The following is a 16,771-nucleotide window of genomic DNA, read 5'->3' on the forward strand; positions in this document are numbered from 1 at the left end:
TAAGTGCGTAAGTCCTAATAAAGTAACCACTGGGGTTCTGCTCCAACTCTTCCTCAGCACTTATTTGCTTCTGCATCAAGTTCTTTACGCAGTCCGCATTCAGGCTATTGGCGCCCGCTTGGGCCGGCACGAGCCGGGGGGATTTCAGGTACACCACGGTGCGGTTGAGGTAGGGCAGCAGGCCGACGAGCAGTAGCGTACCCACCAGCAGCCAAGCTATTAGCTCGTAGTAGTCCATGGCGTATCGGATTTGGCTTTGCAAATTGAGGTTGACGGTATAGCCTTCCTATTGCAGGCAGTTCAATATTTGGGAAACGGTGGTCATGTTTGCCATACAAATGGGGAATGAGGGGAAAGGTGAGTTGCCGCAGTAGCTGCCGCAACGTGTTGGTAGCTAAAGCTGAGCCAAACTTTTAGCAGTGCCGTTAGCCACCAAAAACCCGCGTTTACCAGCCAATCAAAGTTTACTAACCAGCCAACAGGAGTGAGTTTCGTAAACGCCCAAGCGCTTTGCTCCCGACAAAGCACCACGCCGGCCGCAGCCCAGGAAGGCCAAACCTACCACTATTCTGAGGGTGGTCTGAGAAGGCATACGACGTTGGATAAAGATTTGATTATCATCACCGTATACCTAAACACGCTAGTTAGCTTGACTCCTCGCCGTTTCTGGGTAGTGTTGCTCCTATGGGCGGAGGAAAGGTGAACTGCGCGGCAGCGGCTACTAGCGCGGCTGGGTCTGTGCGGTACTGGTCGAGGCGTGTGCGCAGCGCCGTAGTCCAGCCGGCAGGCTGGGTGGCTTGCGCCAGCAGCGCGGCCAGGGCCAGGCGCCGCAGATGGGGCTGAGAGCTGTCGGCTAAAGTTCGCTCAAAGGTGGCCAGAGAATCATCCATCAACTGCCGGCCAGCGCGCTGACCACTCTTTGCAATGGCTTTCGCAGCCGTCAGGAGCGATTCGGCATCCAGCGCGCCGGTGGTAGCAAGCTCGATTAGGTAAGCGGCTAACTCGGCCCACGGCAGGCCCGCCACAGCCAGTTTCATTTGCAGTCGCATCGTCAGCGGGTCGGGCCGCAGGGCGGCCAAAATGCCCCGCACCACGGGCTGCAAGCGGGTTCGGTCGCCGGGCAGGGCGGCGCGCAGCGCGTCGAGCGTAGCCTGAAGCACGCGCCGATCGGAACATATCAGGGCCACAGTTTCGGCGATAATGGCGGGGTGCGGCACGGCGTAGGTGGCAAACAGCGCGCGGGCGGCGGCGCGATATTCATCGGGCAGCGGCGAGTGCAGGCCGGCCAGCAGCGGCGGCAGCAGCACTTGGTTGGGGTCGGCGAGCGGCAATGCAGTGCACCGGCCCAGCACCTGCACCCGCAGCGGGGCATCGGGGTGGCGCAGCAGCATAGCCAGCAGCGCCAGCACCCGCTGCTGGACCGGGGGCGAAAGGCGGTCAGCCGGAACCCAGGCCACGCCGGCAGCTACGGCCGGGTCGGGGTCGGCCGCCGCCGCGAGCAGGATGGGCCACGTTTCGGGGCGTTCCAGATGGTCCCACAGGGCCCGGAGCAGGGCCACGCGCACGTCGCGGTGTACTGGGCGGGCGGCCATTTTCAGTAGCAGCGGGTAGGCGGCCGGCGTGTCCAGCTCGCCCAGCAGGCGCACTACTTCCTTGGCCACCGTTACTTTTTCGGTGGGGACGGCTTGCAGCAGGGCCAGCGCCCGCAGGGCGGGCATTTTCAGCAGCATCGAGCGCAGGGCGTAGATGGCAATACGGGCCCGCGCGTCGGTCAGGGCCTCTATCAGCACCGGTACGCCCTGCCCGCCATCGAGCCGGGCCAGGGCCCGCAGAGCGGTATCGCGCACGGCCAGCCGTTTTTCCTGGACCGCCGCCAGCTCAACCAGGCGCGTCGGCACCACGGCCGGCAGGGCCGCCAGCTGGTTGATGGCCTGGAACACAGCGTATGTATCGCGCTTTCCATCCCGTGTGACTTGCGTCAGCGTGTCGGCAAACAAGCGCTGCTGGGTTGCGGTCCAGCGGTAGAAGTGGGTAAACAGGGGTAGCACGAAGCGCGTGTTGCCCGTCGAAAACCGGCCTTTGTAGGCGCGCTGTCCCAGAAATGGCGTGAGCAAGTCCTGCTGCTGGCGGTGCAGGTAGGTGTAAACGGCGTGGAGCGTAATCACGCTGGGGTCGGTTTGCAGCAGGGGCGGCACCAGGGCCATGAAGCGGTCCGGTTGGTATTTGGCCAGCAGGTTAAGAATCTGCGAGGCCACGTGGGTTTGCCGCGTAGTGGTGAGCACCCCCGTTAGCAAGTCGGCCAGCTCGGGGAAAGCGCGCAGCCGTCGGCCCAGACTGTAAGCCACCTGCACCAGGAAGGATTCCCGCTCGCGGGTAGCCCAGGCCCGCAGCACGGGCAGCAGAGCGGGGGCGATGCGGTGCACATCAGCATCCGTCAGCCGGTCGGCTAAATCGGGCAGATACAGCGTGCCCCGTGACTGGGCCAGCTCGCCCAGCCACTTTGCCGCCCATTCGGGCTGAAACGGCACCAGCGCCACCACCAGCTGCTCGGCATAGCGGGCAGTGCCCGCCGATAGGTCGGCGGCAGCCAGGGCGTCGCGGATAATCTGGCCTAAATCTTCCAGGTAAGCAGATTGCCAGCGGGCCGGGGGCAGACCGGCCAATGCCGCCAGCATGGCCTGGCGCACGGGGTCCTGCTCGTTGGCGCGGGCGCGTACCAGGGCCAGGGCGGCGGGCAACTGGGCCCGGTGGTAGCGGGCTACCTCAATCTGGGTGGCCAGGGCCAGGGTGCGCAGATCGGCATCGGGGTTGCGCACGTAGGAGTCGAGCACGGCGCGGGCTTCCTCCCAGGGCAAAAAGGCGGCATAGGGCAGCCGCTGGGCCGGCCGCGCCGCCAGCGCGGGCAGGGCCAGGTGGCGGCGGGCTTCGGCGGGGCGCAGCTCGCCGGGCAGCCGCGCCACCACATCAGTCGGCAACACCCCTTCGGCATTGCGCCATCCGTTGCCGGCCACAGCAAACGCCGCCTGGCGCTGCGCCGGTGGCACGCGGCCCAGCCAGGCCTGGCGGTCGGCGACCAGGGCCGGGCGGTACCGGAGCACGGCCAGCAGCCGGGCTTCGGTGAGGCGGGGTACGAGCCGGCTGAGGTCGAGCCGCGTTGCCGTGCTTTCTTCGTGCTCAAGCAGCAGATCCACCACCTCGTTGGGCCGGCGCTGGGCCAGCGGGTGCAGGGCAATGCGGGCGGGAGGCTCGTGGCGCAGCAGTTCGCGCACCAGCGTCAGCGCCTGGTTGGGTTGGTGCTCGGCCAGGGGCAGCAGCACCGCATTTACGTGGTAGAGCAGCCGGGCATCAGGGGCCGTAAGGGCCCGCACCTGGCTGTGCAGCTGCGCGAAGGCAATAGTTGGGTGGTACTTCGCCAGCCGTTCCCAATCGATACTGCCCCAGCCCGGCATCACCGCCGCTATGTGCTTCTCCACCAAGGCGGCAGTTCCGAAATACAGCAGTTGCGCCAGTTGCGCATCAGCACTGGCGGCCAGCTCTGCCAGTAACATATCAATAATGGCTTGCCGCCCCTGCTGCCGCAGCATTCGCAGAAGCTTGAGTTGCCCCTGCCGGGGCAGGACGGTAAACGCCGCCTTTACCTGTGCATCGGTGCAGGCGTGGGCTACCAGGTTGAGGGCCAGTCCGCGTAGCAGGCGCGATGGGTCGCCCAGCGCGGTTACTACCTGCGTCCCATTGCTGCTGCCGTAGCAGGCTAGCAATGCGAGCTGACGCTCGTAGAAGCCTTCCGTAGTGGACAGGGTCTGCAGTAGGGCTGCCACCGCCGCGTCGGTGCGCGCCTGCTGTCCGAGCGCCACCATGCGCTTTACCCGGTGGTCGTAGGGGGCAGTTTCCAGTTCAGCCAGTAGCGTAGTGATAGTCATCAAATGGTCGGTAAGCAGTTAGCCATCCGCTTTAGGCGGTAAGCCACAAGCTACTGTTTAATTGCGTAATTAGAGCCCCGTTATTTGGAGTAGAAAACAGACCTTTCCCCGGCCCGCCTTATGCTGCTCCATGCCCTTGATTTCATCGGAACGTTCGCCTTTGCCATCAGCGGCATCCGCCTGGCTTCCGGCAAGCGCGTTGACTGGTTTGGGGCCTATATCGTCGGACTGGTAACGGCCGTTGGCGGGGGCACCCTGCGCGACATGCTGCTGAACGTGGCGCCGTTCTGGATGCTGGACGGGAAGTACTTTCTGGTAACCGGCCTGGCGCTGCTGGCGGCCCTGGTGCTCAAAGACAGGCTGTTCCGACTAGGAAAAGCCTTGTTTCTGTTTGATACCATCGGGCTTGGCCTATTCACCGTCGTGGGCATCAGCAAGAGCCTGGCCGCGAACCTGCCGTTTTGGGTGTGCATCGTGATGGGCGCCATTACCGGGTCGGTGGGGGGATTGGTGCGGGACGTACTGCTGAATGAGCTGCCGCTGCTGCTGCGCCGCGATATCTACGCGCTGGCCTGCATCATTGGCGGGCTGGTTTATTTCGGCTGTAGGCAGCTTCAGCTGTCACCCGGCGCAACGGAGCTTATTGCCGCCTCGGTAGTTATTGCCGCCCGGGTGCTGGCAGTGAAATTTCATATCAATCTGCCGGTGTTGAATTCAGTGGAAGATAAGCACGATGAGCAAAGCTGATCAGAAAGGCTTACCGGCCATAAGCGACGGACTAGTTCCGGGAGGCAGCAGGAGTGGTTTTGTAACCGGTATAGGTATGTATGAGTTGGGCTGACCAAGCCGGAAATAATAGGATGCTTTTAATAAGCAGCGGACCCCTCATAACACCTTACAAACCGCATTTACGTGAATTTAGCGACGTTTGTATCCTTTGTGTTTGCTATGTCCCTTCGTCGTCAAATTCGCTATTGAGTCCGTGTCGCTCGGCCCTGGCTCCTGTTGGTTATCGGGCTGGTATTTGCGTTATTTTGGATTGGAAATCTCTAAGCAACAAGCTCTTATTCTTATGCGGCTACTGCTAAAGCGGTGGGCACTTGGTCGCGTTGCTTTACTTTTAGCAGCGCAAAGGCGCTGATAACCGACAAGCTCAGAAACAACAGATCAATAAACAGAATATCAAACTGCCCCCGGGCGAAGGTGGTCCAGAACCAGTTGTGGCGTACCACACCATCCAGCACCGGTAGCAGCAGGCACAGCAGCGTAGAGAGCACCAGCGTTTGCCGGTTGACGAGGGCAATATCGCGGCGCGTGATAAAATAGACGCTCAGCGCCAGCCAGGAGTAAAAATACCAGTGATAAATGCCCGACTGGCCCGGGTCTTTCACAAACAGCAGCACAATCAGGGTGAAGGCCGTGACGGGCAGCATACTCAGGCAAATACCCAGAAAGATGTTGGCCGTCCAGAAGTTGAAGCGTCGTTCCCGCGGGGGCGTGCTGGCCTTGTCGCGCGCTACCAGCCAGATCAGAATGCCCGAAATGATGACTACGCAGCCCAGGAGGCCCAGCACGAAGTACATCACGCGCATCGGCCGGCCCCCAAAGTCGCCGAAATGCAGATGGTACACTAGGCCCCGCACCTTGTCGACGTAGCTGGACGGGGCCGTTGGGGCGGTTTCGGCCAGCATGCGCTGGTCGCGCACGCGGTACACCAGCTTGCCCATGCCCGAAAAGCTGGCGCTGGCGGCCGGGGCGGCCAACACGATAACGTGCATATTGGCATCCTGATAGTTACGCACGAACACGCGCGTCAGCTGGCTGCCGGCCCACTGCTTCTGCACTTGTCCCAGAAAGCCGTTCAGGTCGAACGGTGTGGCCAGCGGCGTGTAGGTGTACTCATACACGGTGGCCTCGGTGTGGTACAAGTCGCTCTGCACCTGCTCTTTGTTGCCCTGGTAGGCAAGCTTGGTGAAGGGTTCCAGCAGCACGGAGTTTACAATCAGCACAATGCCCGTAACAGCGAACAGGAGTTGAAACGGAAACTGCAACACGCCCAGCGCGGTGTGCAGGTCGGTCCAGATGGTTTTCCACTTGCTCCAGGGCCGGAAAGTGAAGAAGTTGGACGCAATTTTGTTCCAGTGCAGCAGCAGGCCGGTGATGAGCGCAAACAGGAAAATAAACGACACTACGCCCGCCAGCAGGTAGCCAAACGGCGCGCCCAGCGAAATGGGCAGCCGAATGGCATTGAGCGGGGCCAGAAAATGCAGGCGGTACAGAAACTCGCCCATATCATAACTCTGCTCGTAATCTACTGCCTGCCGGTGGGTGAAATTGTAGGAGAAGTACGCGGCATCGTCGTTGCCACCGCGGCCTTTGCCCCTACCCCGGCCGCCCCTGGGCTTGTCGCCGGCGGGGTTGTTTTGGGCTTTGGCCAGCGCCAGCGCTTTGGCTTGCTGCTGCACCAATGTGTCGTTGGAGGGCAGCATGGATACGTAGCCGGTCACGCCGTTTTTGCTCAGAAAGAACTCGAAGTTGCGGCCCTTCAGCGCGTGGTGCCCGGCCAGCGAGTCGAGCAGGCCGTTGAAGTCGCGCTGCGTGGTTTTCTGATTGGCGACGAATGAGCTGTTTTTCTGCCAGGCCGTGATGTCCTCCTTGAAAAAAGAGAAGGAGCCGGCAAAGAAAATCACGTACAGCAGCACGCAAACAATAATCCCGCTGACCGTGTGGGTATGAAAGTAGATGTTGTATTTGCGCTTATCCATCGTTTAGGCCGGCTGCATCAGAAGGTAAGGAACGGCAAACAGCAACGTCAGCCCCAAGTAGGTGAGCCACACGTGCCACACGTTTCTGGCCACGAAGGCCCACAGCAGCAGGAACGCCCACAGAATATAGCCCGTAAAAAACGCGGTGGCCAGCACGTTCTCGCGCGGGAAAACAGTGGTCAGCAGCAGGTGCAGGCTCAGCATCACGGCGTAGCCGCCGGCGGCCCCGGCCATAATTTTGGAGAAGCGCAGCCAGGGCGAAGTCGTCAGGTATTTTTTGTTGGCGGGCATGGTTACAGGGCTACTTCCATTATCAGAAAGCCAACGTACAGAGCTAGTACTGTTGGCAGGCGCAGGTAGCGAAAAGGGGCCAGCGCCACGACCAGGCTGCCTACGCCCATCAGCCCCACCAGCCAGGCACACAAACCGGTCATCAACCCCAGTTTCAGCACAAACAGCAAGGACGCCAGCACTACTAACGCCGAGCCGGCCATGCGAGAGTACTGCGGGTTTTTAAGAATGAATTCCTGGTAGCCGGCCGGCGGCATCTTGACCTGGGGCGAGGCCCAATACCAAAGCTGAAAGCCAAGCAGCAGCAGGAAGAAGTAGGTGGTAAACATCAGCAATGACGAAATCGGGAAGGAGTGCGTGCGTGAGCCAGCGCCGGGCCGAAGGGGCTAGTTGACTACGATATGGGTGGTAGCGCCCTGCCAGAAGTGGGTGTGGTTTTGCTGATTCCACTCACCAGTTTGCGCCTGGTAGTCGGAGGCTTCGAGCACGTAGCTGCCCTTGAGCTGAGGCGTAAACACGAGCTTACCGTTCGCGTCGGTTTTCATGGTTTTCACCCAGCCCTCCGGCGACATCAACTCCACCTTACCATCCTGGAAGGGCTGGCCGTCTTTGCGCACCTGCACCTCCACCGGAGTATTGACCCGATGGCTTTTCGGCGCCGTCACGATAGAGAGCGGCACCTGGGGTGCGGCCGCGGCGGTGGTGGTGGTGGTAGTAGCACTGCCGGCCAGAACCGGGGCCACCGACGAGAATTCGTATTTGGTGGTGCCCCCCAACTCCTTGGTGACGTGGACAGTCGTGAGGTGGTAGAGCCCGTCCTCGGTAGGGGTAAACGAGGCCGTCAGGTGGGTGGCCGCATCGGTGAGGGGCAGCTGGGTCTTTTTCCCACTGGGGCTCACCACCCACACTTCCAGCGTCTTCAAATCAGAATACCACTTCTGCGTCGGCTCAATTACTCCTTCGGGATAGTCGCCGTAATATATTTTAACGCCGTGCGCCTTGTTTTTGGTGGCTTTGGTGATGCTCTCAATCCAGACGGCGTGGGCGCTGGCAGCGGATAAGCCAGGCAGTAAATACGTAGCAGCCAGGAGCAGAAATGCGAATAGCGTCTTCATCGGTCAGTAGTTAAATGGTGGCCCTCATTGCAAGGGTATTGGTGGGGTTGATACTGCCCCCGGCAGCTCGTCGCCGAAGCCTGTAGCCAGGCGCCAGGCTACCGGGGGTAGTAGTTATCCGGACTTACTCGCCGGCCAGGAATTGCACGGCCGTGATGGCCCCGCCTTCCACTTGCAGGCCGCGGGTGGCCGTCAGGGTGCCGGCATCTACCTTGTACACGTAGCTGCTGCCGTCCTTCAGGTTCACGCCGAGGTAGGTTGTTTTGCCATCTTTGGGCGTGAAGTTGTTGTAGGAAATGCTCACAAGCTCTGCCTTATCCGGCAGGCCGGTCACGGGCTTGTAGGTGCCGTCGGCCACGTTCAGGATGCCCAGATTCAGACCGTCGGTGTAAGCGCCTTTCTCGGCCTTGGTGGTGGCCCGCGTCAGGTAAGTGTTGTTGCCCAGATACTGCCAGTTGGTAATGTTCATGCCGCCGCTGAGCGTTTCGAAGTTCAGGAAGAACGACTTATCGAACTCGGTAGCGCCCGACTTGATGCGCACGATGGCCGAGGGCTTAGTGGTGCTGAGCGTACCGTTGGTGGTGGCCGTAGCCGACGAGAAGCCGTAAACGTCGCCGTTTTCCTGCACCGACAGGCCATTTCTGAAGTACCGGCCGAGGGAGCTGGTCCGGTTGTCGCGGATAACCTTTTCCAGCTTCATGTCGGCATAGTTAAATACGGCCACCCACGAACTGTCGGGGTAGGCCGTATTGAAGCCGGCGCCGGGGCCGCCCACGCAGAAGTACGGCGCGTATACCTTATCCCCTACCTGTTGCAGCCAGCTAAAGAACGCCAGCTCCTTGTTGCGGGCCAGGTCGAGCGTATTGGTGGTGCCTTCGGAGGTAATCAGCAGGTTGTCGGTGCTCACCTTGTACCAGCTGGAGGTAGGGGTAGCGAGGTTGCGCGAAATTTTGAACAGCAGCAGGTCCTTGTCTACTGGCGCAAATGCCTGCACGGTTTCGGTCTGGAAGTTGGTGAGCTTGTTGAGCTTGCCGCCCTGAATGTCGTAGGCCGTCACGGCGCCGGGGTTGCCCTGGCCGTAAAGCATGCTGAAGAACTTGTTGTTGGTCGTCACATAGTAACGGTAGGTACCGTCCTGCTCCACGCCGTTGTTTTTGGTGGTAATGCGGCCCGACTCCAGGTCGCCGGCGGTCAGGATGTAGTCGGCCACGCCCGTGGAGGCGGCCGGGGTCACGGTCAGAATATAATTGCCGGGGTTGTCGGGAGCAGAGTTGTCGTCGTTGTCGGAGCAGGCGGTGGTGAAAGCAGTGGCGGCCAGCAGGGCGGCCAGTTTGGTAGTCAGCTTCATGAGATGGTAAGTAGGATATTAGTTGTTGTTGGGTTTGCTGAAGAAGTAGCGCAGGTTCACGTAGAAAGCGCGCCCCGGCTTTTGCAGGCTGAAGTTGTCGTAGAGCAGGGCGTTTGCCAGGTTTTTGCCTTCTAGCCCAATGTTGTAGCGGCCATTTTTCAGGCTGTACACCACATTCATGTCGTGGCTGAACTGCTGGGGCACGGTGAGCTTGTCGCCGCCGCGGCTGGGCCAGTAGAGGTAGAATTCGTGCACGTAGAGCAGGTTGTAGCCCAGGCTCAGGTTGTTGCCCGCCCCGCCCACGTTGGGCAGCTGCCACGACACGTCGGCGTTGCCGAACAGGTAGGGAATGTTGGGCATCTGGTCCTGGTAAAGCGGGCTGATACCCGTGTAGCCCGGCTCGTATTTCTGCTGATTTTGCAGGTACTGGTAGGTGGCCGAGGCCCCGGCCGAGAAGTAACGCTTGTGCGAGTACCGGATTTCGCCGTCCACACCCAGCGTGCGCACCCCGTCGCGGTTGTCGGCCACCAGCTTCGACTGGTTGTTGTTCAGCCGGTTGTAGATGAAGTTGTCGGAGTTGCGGTACACGCCGTTGGCATTCACCAGAAACCGGTCGTGCTCATTGAGGGCAAAGTTGAAGCTCGCGCCCACGTTCACGTTGCGGCTGCGCTCGGGCTTCAGGTTGGGGTTGCCCTCCTGGTTTTCCACGTCGCCGAATATCTCCTGGGCCTCCGGCATGCGGTTGGCCAGCTCGTAGGAAGCTTTCAGCTGGAGGGTGGGCAGCAGAAAGTAGGTGGCCGCCGCGCCGTAGCCCAGCTTGTTGGTTGAGGCCTGGGCGTCGTTTGCCGAAAGCACGTTGCGCTGCATAATGTGCTTGCCAAACACCGACGTACTCCACTTATCGTCCACGCTGTACGTGTAGCCCACGCCCAGCACGTTCTTGTGCGTTTGCTTCGGCTGATCCACCACGGCCGGGTTCAGCGGGTCGGCGCCCCGGCGGTCGAAGGTGTTGAACACGTCGCTCAGGGCCAGGGTCTGGTGCTCAGACAAGCGGTAACTAACTGTGCCCGTGGCCAGGCCGTTGTTGTTTTTATACTTGTAGAGGCTGCGCGACCGTTCGCCATTCGAGCCATTGGGCTTGCTGTTGCCAAACCAGTCGTAGCGCACGCTCATCGTGTCGATGTTTTGCTCGGTGCCCAAGTTGTAGTTGGCATTCAGCGTCACGTCGAGGCCCGGCAGCAGGTCCACCTTTTTATATTTGAGGCTCGGCATCAGAATCGTGCCGCGGCGGTGCCAGCCCCCAAACACTGAGACCATGCGCGCCCCGGTCTGGATTTCCTTGTAGTTCTTGCCTACCGTCACGCCCAGCAGCAGCTTGTCGGCGTAGCGCTTGTCTACCACGCCCACATTGGCAATCAGCGTTTCGTTGTGGTAAGTGTCGTGGAAGCGCGGTACCCGCACGCCCGGCGAGTACCGGCCGGTGTAGATGTCGGCCGCGTCCACGGTCACCTTGTAGTTGTTGTCGGAGTAGTTCTGAAACGCGCTTATCTGCGCCGTCAGGCCACTTTTGGAGGTCAGGGCCGCGTTTATTACGCTGCGGTGGGTGTTGAACGAGCCGTACGAGTAGGACGCGTCGATGTAGTTGCGCTGCCGGTTGCCGGTGATGATGTTGATGGCCCCGCCCAGCGCATCCGAGCCCAGCCAGATGGGCACCACGCCCTTGTACACCTCAATGCGCTCGGCCGCGTTTATGGGAATGTTGTTGATTTGAAACGACGAGCCGAAGCCTTCCATCGGAATGCCATCGATGAAGTAGCGCACGTGGTTGCCCGAAAAGCCATTGAGCGACAGGTTGAAGCTGGAGCCCACTCCGCCCGACTCGCGCACCCGCACCCCCGCCACGCGGTCCAGCGCTCCGGCCAGGTCCAGGGTCGTGTTGTAGAGCGCCTTGGCATCCAGGGCTGTCACGTTATACGCCTGCCGGTTGGCCTCCTGCACCGCCGAGCGGCCCACTACCATCACCTCGTCCATGCCCACGGAGGTTTCCTCAACGGTCAGCGCAACGGTGGCGGCCTGGCCTGCCACAACCGAAACCCGGTAGTGCAGCGGCTTGTAGCCAATGCCGGTAACGGCCAGCGTATAGGCCCCCGGGGCTACATTGTTGATGAGAAACGCACCCGCATCATCTGAAACAGCCCCCAGCGCAGTCTGCTCAATCCTGACGGTGAGCGCCACAGCGGGCTGCTCGGAGCCGCTGCTGATAGTTCCCCGGATGGACCCGGTAACCTGCGCAATCGAAAAACGGCTGCCGACGCACAAGAGTACCAACAGAACTAATCTTGCAACTTGTATCGCTCTCATCATATGCAGATAGAAAAGCCGTTTACCAGCGCTTTTAGAGCGGCTGTGTTGGGCTCATTACCCTGCAAATGTATAGTTGTTTAGAAGGATTACAAATAACAAAATGAGTTTATATAGAATCTATCTTAATAACATCACCCCTTACAGCTAAGCCGCATCAGGCTGCTACGCCCAGTAAACACCCCCTATATAGCGACTTAGCTACCAGAGAATACTGGAGAAAACAAGCCGGAAAAATCTTTAGCCTGTAGCTCAAGCCCACCCAGGCCAACCGTGTCTGGTCCAGCCGGGGCATACCTAGTTTACCCCTGGCCAACGGCGACTGGGCTTATCTGTCTGCTTTTCAGGACATGGCCAGCAAGCAGGTGAAGGGCTAGCAGGTTGAGGCGACGATGTACCAGGCCACACGCTTGTACTGCGGCGGCGTCCGTACCCTGCCAAACCGGTTTTACAGCAGGGTAATGCGCTTTACTAACCGCCCCGCCGGCGTTTCAATGACCGCCAGATAAAGGCCGGCCCGACAATGAGCCAGAGATATGGTCAGCTCATCAGCCGTAGCCGAGGGCGCCGTTTGGGTAGCTATCAGACTGCCGATGGCATCGTAAATACGTACCTGCCGAACCACGAAGTCGGCCTGGCGCCAGCTGATGATGACCTTGTCATGCGTGGGGTTGGGCGACACGTTAACTGCTTCATTCAGCGGCAGGGCACTCACGTGGAACAGCTCCCCCGATTGGCCCTGGCCGCCGGCCCCGGCCACCGTAACGGCACCTGTGCCGGCCCCGCGGGGCACCAGCACTTCGGCACTCGTGGCCGTGGCGCGCAAAACCCGCGCGGCAAGCCCGTCAAACAGGATGGTGTCGTTGAGCCCTTCCTCGCCGAAGTTGCGTCCCGTGATGGTCACTGCGGTGCCGACGGGCCCTTGCGCCGGGCTGAAGCTGGTGATAACCGGGGCCGGAATCACGCCCAGGCTCGCGTCCGTTGTGGCCTGCCCGCCGGGGGTCTGCACCCGAACCGGGCCGGATTGCGCGCCCGGCGGCACCCGGACCACCAGACTGGTAGCCGAAGCCTGCAGCACCTGGCCGGCCTGCCCACCTGCAAAAGTTACCACGTTGCGCGACGTTGCTTCGGCGAAGTGAGCACCCATCAGCGCCACGGTGGCGCCGGTGCGCACCCGGCCCGGCTGGGCAATGCTGATGGCCGGTGGGTACCAGACCATAAAGGGCGCACTGCTGACTACCTGCCCGCCCAGCGTCCGAATGCTTATGCGGCCGAGGGTGGCGCCTGCTGGCACTTCTACGCGCAGGCTGCTGGGGCTCGCCTGGAGCACCCGGGCGGCTACGCCGTTAAAGGCCACGGTATCCTGCGCCGTGAAAGCCGAAAAGTGCGTGCCGGTCAAGGTTACTTGGGTACCCGGCTGCCCTTCGCCCGGCGCTACGCCGGTAAGCGTTGGGGCCTGGAATACGGTAAAGCTCGGGCTGCGGGTCCCGCCGTCGGCCGTCGTCAGCGTCAGCACGCCGGTAGTGGCGCCGGCCGGTACCCGCACCGTGAGGCGGGTGCTGCTGGCGCTTTCCACCGGGGCCACCACGCCATTGAAAGCGACGTAGTTGCGGGCCGCAACGGGAGAGAACCGGGTTCCGGTGAGCGTTACCAGCGTGCCCTGGCGGCCCTGGGCCGGTGCCAGAGCCGTAATGCCGGGCGAGGCCAGCACCTCCGGGTACTGCAAAGCAACGGCGGCCACTACGCTCGGCGGCATATCGTAGATGCGGTTGGTGGTCGTGTCAGTCCGAACGGCTTCGTTGTAGTCGAAGAAGATATCGGCGAAGTTGTCGATGCGGGTGCGGGCCGGCAAGGCGGCTTTGGGCCGGATGCTGAACTGCACAAAGCCATGGCTGCCCGCTTCATTGCTGGTGCTGTCGGGCAGCATGATGCGGTCGAAGGTGAACGTGAGCACCGGGCGCTTCCGGCCGGAAACGCTCAGCCGGTACGGGTGCGATACGGCCCCCACCAGCAGCGTGCTCAGGTCCAGGTCGGCCGAGAGCGTATCGACTACCGCCACCTGGTAGGCCACGTCGTTGCCCGTGTTCTGGAACCGGATCTGATACCGCAAAGCCTCGCCGGTGGGCGTATAGCGCTGCGCCGTGCGCCCAGTCGGCACCACCTGCTTGTCGTTGGGGTCGTAGGAATCCAGGATGGGCTGGCAATTCTCCACGAATCCGGGCTGCGCCCCCCCAGGCGACATGGCCAGCATGGCCGGGTCGGGCAAGGCACTAGTGCGCAACGCGGGCACTTCCACGGTGGCGCTGGCCAGCTGGCCAAACGGGTGGCTGGCCGGCTGATCCACTTCTACCCGCACCACCGGGCTGGTAGCGGCCCAGCGCAGCACCAGGCTGTCGCCGGCCGCCAGGGCGATAGGGCGCACCAGCGAGAGCTGCGCATCCTGGAAAATACGCAGCCCCAGGCTGTCGGTGGTAGCGGCAGCGCCCCGGTTGTGCACCACGAAGCGCACCTGGCTGCCACCCGCTACCTGGCCGGCCACTGCCAACGAGGCCCGGTTCCAGCTTGCTGGCGGAACGTACCCGTTCGCCGGACTGATCCAGGCGCGGGTACACACGGTCAGCCCGCGGATGGTCGGGTCGTCGCAGCGCACCGAGTCCAGAATAGTGATGGTGCCACGCTGGTTGGGCTGCAGCGCCCCCACCGCAAATACGTAGTTACCCGTCGCATCCACAGTATGCGGCACATCGGCCCGCACGAAAATAACTTCCGGGGGCAGCGCAACCGTCACCGTGGCGTTGGGCGCGGCCGCAAAGCCCGTGTTGGCGTAGCTGACGGCGGTGGTGTTGCGAAAGCAGCGCCGGCGCCGGTCCGAGGCCACACTCACGCTCAGGTGCGGCGCGGTGCTGACCTCATTGCCAAAGTCGGGACCATTGACCGCGTTGCCGTACGAGCTGAGCGAAACGGTGGGCGGCCCCGAACACCGCTGCCGCACCGTGCGGCCCGGCTGCAGGGCGGGCAGAATCTGCTGCACGAAATAGGTGCCCGTATCCACGGATAAGGTGTAGTTGCCGTTGGCATCGGTCAGCCCGTAAATATCGCCCGGTTCGGCCATCACCACCATGTCGGGCAGCGCCGGCTCGTTGGGCTGCTGCACGCAGTCCCCGTTTAAATCCTGGAATATCTTGCCACTGATCAGGTTCTCGGGCCGGCTGGTTGTGGGCACAAAAAACCGCAGCACATCATGCCCCCAGCGGGCCGTCGTGAGCCGCGTGCCCCGCTGATTAACGGTGATAACCGGCGGGTTGCTGCCTACTACCAGCTTCGTCTGGCGGTTGCTGCCCGCCTCATACAGGGTGATGAAATTATCCTTGCCCACGCTGGCGTACACGTTGCCGGCCCCGTCCACGGCCAGGCCCGCGTCGTTGGCCGACAAGGAGGGGGAGCCCTGAAACGAGGGAGGGAATTGGGAAATAAACTCGCGCAGCAGCTGGCCGCTGGAACTAAACCGCTGGATTCGGGCGCCGGCCCCATCCGATACGTACACATCCCCACGATAATCCAGCACTATCCCGCGGGGAGCGTAAAACTGTCCCGGGCCGGGTCCGCTGCCACTGCCTCCCTCCCCAATCAGGTGCAGCAGCTGGCCCTGCGCATTGTACTTGCGCACCCCGCTGTAGTAGTCGAGCACGTACAGGTTGCCGCCCACATCCACGGCCAGGTCCGAAGGATAGTAGCCGTTGGAGTTGGTGCCGGGATTGGGAAGGTCGACTTTGCCAATAAACTGGCCCTGCGGGTTGAATTTCTGAACCCGCGGGGGGAAGGTGAAGCCTTCCAGCCCGTACACGTTGCCAAACAGGTCGAGGGCAAAACTGGTGAGCAGGGAGAACTGTCCATCGCCTCTGCCAGGCGTTCCGATGGTTGCTATTTGCTGGCCGGCAGGGTTGATTTTGACGATGCGCGTCTGTTTGAAGTCCATGTAATAGATGTTGCCGGCTTCATCCTGCCGCATCCGGTGGCCAAACGTCATGTCGTTGCCCCATTTGGCCAACTGCTTCCCATTAGGGCTCAGCTTGCGAATGGAGCTCACGCTTTGCTCCCGGTCGTAGGCATCGGCGAGGTACACGTTGCCGGCCCCGTCCATGGCCAGGGCCGCGTGCGCCCCATTAAGCGAGATGCTGTCGGCGCCAAAATTCCCCTGATGCACGCCCTGGGCGCTGTATTGCTGAATGGCCCGCTGCCGCGAGCTCACGACGTAGAGCTTGTTGGCGCTATCAATTGCCAGTCCCCACGTTTTGTCAAACATGTCCTGCCCCGGGAAACGCAACGAGAGCGAAGCAAGCAGTTGCCCCGCGGCGTTGAGCCGGACGGCCGTGTAGTTGCTGTTGAGCACGTACACGCTGCCGTCGGGGGCGAGCTTGACATCGATTGGCTGTACCAGGGCCGGCGCACCAGCGGGGGCGTACACCCACTGCACCTGCCCGTTGGCCCCAATTTTCTGCAGGCGGTTGTTGCCGGTGTCCGCCACGTACAGGTTACCGGCCGCATCCACGGCCACGCCTCCCGGCTGCTGAAATTGCCCCGTAGCCGCGCCCGCGCCGCCAATCTGCGTGAGGGAGTCTCCGTTTGGGCTGTACTTGCGCACAAACGACTGCGCCTGATTCACCACGAAAATATTGTTCTGCCCATCCAGGGCGATGGCGCGGTAATCCGGCGTCCGCGTGGCCGACCGGAGTGGAATGGTTTGCAGGTAGCGGCCCGCGGCATCGAGCTGCACCAGCCCCGCACGGTCAAGGACGTGCACGACGCCGGTCGAGCTCACCTTAACGTCCTGGGGAAAGTCGAGCGGCGTGCCCAGCACTCGGTCAAGCCGAAAATCGCGCACCTGGGCCGAAGCCGACGTAATTATTGCCAGTAAGCAGAATAGCAGTAGAGGTTTTTTCATGCGCAACTTAGGATAGCGGATAGCAGAAA

10 protein-coding genes are annotated in these 16,771 nt (G+C 61.6%); 1 reads left to right on the forward strand and 9 read right to left on the reverse strand.

Annotation, left to right across the window (positions count from 1 at the left end):
* Together J7E24_RS16695 and J7E24_RS16700 are read right to left on the reverse strand one after the other, a co-directional pair.
* The coding region (locus J7E24_RS16695) for a hypothetical protein (protein ID WP_215139258.1) at positions 1–238 on the reverse strand (238 nt) is incomplete at its 3' end.
* Between the two features lie 406 nt (positions 239–644).
* Positions 645–3,920, reverse strand: a complete 3,276-nt coding sequence (locus J7E24_RS16700) for a hypothetical protein (protein WP_215139259.1) — start codon at positions 3,918–3,920, stop codon at positions 645–647.
* Positions 3,921–4,040: 120 nt separating this feature from the next.
* Here J7E24_RS16700 and J7E24_RS16705 point away from each other — a divergent pair, with 120 nt between their 5' ends.
* Entirely contained in the window at positions 4,041–4,667 is a 627-nt protein-coding gene (locus tag J7E24_RS16705) for a trimeric intracellular cation channel family protein (RefSeq protein ID WP_215139260.1), read from the forward strand.
* A 323-nt stretch (positions 4,668–4,990) separates the two neighbouring features.
* Here the strand turns inward: J7E24_RS16705 and J7E24_RS16710 are convergent, their stop codons facing one another.
* The 7 genes from J7E24_RS16710 to J7E24_RS16740 form a co-directional block, all read right to left on the reverse strand.
* Complete coding sequence (locus J7E24_RS16710) at positions 4,991–6,685, reverse strand: PepSY-associated TM helix domain-containing protein (protein WP_215139261.1); 1,695 nt, start codon at positions 6,683–6,685, stop codon at positions 4,991–4,993.
* Between the two features lie 3 nt (positions 6,686–6,688).
* Entirely contained in the window at positions 6,689–6,976 is a 288-nt protein-coding gene (locus tag J7E24_RS16715) for a hypothetical protein (RefSeq protein ID WP_215139262.1), read from the reverse strand.
* Between the two features lie 2 nt (positions 6,977–6,978).
* Positions 6,979–7,305, reverse strand: coding sequence for a hypothetical protein (locus J7E24_RS16720; protein ID WP_215139263.1), 327 nt, complete (start codon positions 7,303–7,305; stop codon positions 6,979–6,981).
* Positions 7,306–7,362: 57 nt separating this feature from the next.
* On the reverse strand, positions 7,363–8,091 hold the full coding sequence (locus J7E24_RS16725; RefSeq protein ID WP_215139264.1) for a DUF4198 domain-containing protein: 729 nt from the start codon (positions 8,089–8,091) through the stop codon (positions 7,363–7,365).
* Between the two features lie 124 nt (positions 8,092–8,215).
* On the reverse strand, positions 8,216–9,439 hold the full coding sequence (locus tag J7E24_RS16730) for a DUF4374 domain-containing protein (RefSeq protein WP_215139265.1): 1,224 nt from the start codon (positions 9,437–9,439) through the stop codon (positions 8,216–8,218).
* Positions 9,440–9,457: 18 nt separating this feature from the next.
* On the reverse strand, positions 9,458–11,803 hold the full coding sequence (locus tag J7E24_RS16735) for a TonB-dependent receptor (RefSeq protein ID WP_317195680.1): 2,346 nt from the start codon (positions 11,801–11,803) through the stop codon (positions 9,458–9,460).
* Positions 11,804–12,248: 445 nt separating this feature from the next.
* Positions 12,249–16,742 (reverse strand): IPT/TIG domain-containing protein, encoded by a 4,494-nt coding sequence (locus J7E24_RS16740; RefSeq protein WP_215139266.1) that lies wholly within the window; start codon positions 16,740–16,742, stop codon positions 12,249–12,251.
* Between the last annotated feature and the right edge of the window lie 29 nt (positions 16,743–16,771).

It is taken from the genome of Hymenobacter sp. ISL-91, assembly GCF_018613725.1.
Taxonomy (GTDB): Bacteria; Bacteroidota; Bacteroidia; order Cytophagales; family Hymenobacteraceae; genus Hymenobacter.

Bases quoted from the DNA above. Each gene is read 5' to 3' on its own strand.
- J7E24_RS16720 (WP_215139263.1), bottom strand. From the start codon at position 7,305: ATGTTTACCACCTACTTCTTCCTGCTGCTGCTTGGCTTTCAGCTTTGG.
- J7E24_RS16700 (WP_215139259.1), bottom strand. From the start codon at position 3,920: ATGACTATCACTACGCTACTGGCTGAACTGGAAACTGCCCCCTACGAC.
- J7E24_RS16730 (WP_215139265.1), bottom strand. From the start codon at position 9,439: ATGAAGCTGACTACCAAACTGGCCGCCCTGCTGGCCGCCACTGCTTTC.
- J7E24_RS16740 (WP_215139266.1), bottom strand. From the start codon at position 16,742: ATGAAAAAACCTCTACTGCTATTCTGCTTACTGGCAATAATTACGTCG.
- J7E24_RS16715 (WP_215139262.1), bottom strand. From the start codon at position 6,976: ATGCCCGCCAACAAAAAATACCTGACGACTTCGCCCTGGCTGCGCTTC.
- J7E24_RS16735 (WP_317195680.1), bottom strand. From the start codon at position 11,803: ATGATGAGAGCGATACAAGTTGCAAGATTAGTTCTGTTGGTACTCTTG.
- J7E24_RS16710 (WP_215139261.1), bottom strand. From the start codon at position 6,685: ATGGATAAGCGCAAATACAACATCTACTTTCATACCCACACGGTCAGC.
- J7E24_RS16725 (WP_215139264.1), bottom strand. From the start codon at position 8,091: ATGAAGACGCTATTCGCATTTCTGCTCCTGGCTGCTACGTATTTACTG.
- J7E24_RS16705 (WP_215139260.1), top strand. From the start codon at position 4,041: ATGCTGCTCCATGCCCTTGATTTCATCGGAACGTTCGCCTTTGCCATC.